Annotated in this window: 1 protein-coding gene; it reads left to right on the top strand. The window is 54.8% G+C overall.

Annotated features, from left to right (window positions below; genetic code table 11):
- Positions 1–527: STAS domain-containing protein (locus MHY24_RS11995; RefSeq protein WP_367398067.1), on the top strand; the 527-nt coding region annotated here is incomplete at its 5' end.
- Positions 528–808 lie beyond the last annotated feature (281 nt).

Below are 808 nucleotides of genomic sequence, written 5' to 3' on the forward strand. Positions count from 1 at the left end.
CGCTGGTGGCAATCATGATCATGGTCTCGGTCGGCACCATCGACTGGCACTCGGTGCATCCACGCACCCTTAAACTCATGCCGGTCTCTGAGACCATTGTTATGGCCGTGACGATTATTGCCACCCTAGCCACCAGCAACCTGGCCATTGGTGTGGTGTTGGGTGTGGTCACCGCGATGATCATGTTCGCCCGTCGGATGGCACATATCGCTTCCATTGAAAAGGTCTCCGAGATCGACGGCGACGGCGATGGCGAGATTGATACTCGTACCTACCGGGTGCATGGCCAGTTGTTTTGGGCATCAAGCAATGACCTGGTTTATCGCTTTGATTACACCGATTCTGCCCGTCATATCACTATTGATCTCACTGAGGCGGAGATCTGGGATGCCTCCACGGTCGCGACCTTTGACGCGATTACGCAGAAGTTCCAGGACAGAGGCAAAACCGTGTCCATTATCGGGCTCGACGGCCCCAGTCAGGACCGGCTGAACCGCCTGTCTGGCCGGCTTGACACCGGCCACTAACATCCCCCGACTCGAGCACATCGACTTGGCGCCCCAACTTATAACCGGGGCGCCAGTTTATTGGTGCTGTTGCAAAGTTGGGGCATAGGAAGAGCATAAAAGAAGCGTAGCGGTTAACCGCTACGCTGTGTTGTGGGGATTTTTACTTTTTACGGTGCACCTTGAGTTCAGAGGGTCGTTGCAACACTTTCCCTTAGGAGGGTGTTGTTGTGTCTGGGGTTGTTGGCCCGTTTCATTCGTTGTCTGAATCGGATCGTCGTGGCTTAGTTGCCTTGGTTGGC

It is taken from the genome of Corynebacterium sp. ACRPQ (genome assembly GCF_022347225.1).
GTDB classification, from domain to species: domain Bacteria; phylum Actinomycetota; class Actinomycetes; order Mycobacteriales; family Mycobacteriaceae; genus Corynebacterium; species Corynebacterium tuberculostearicum_D.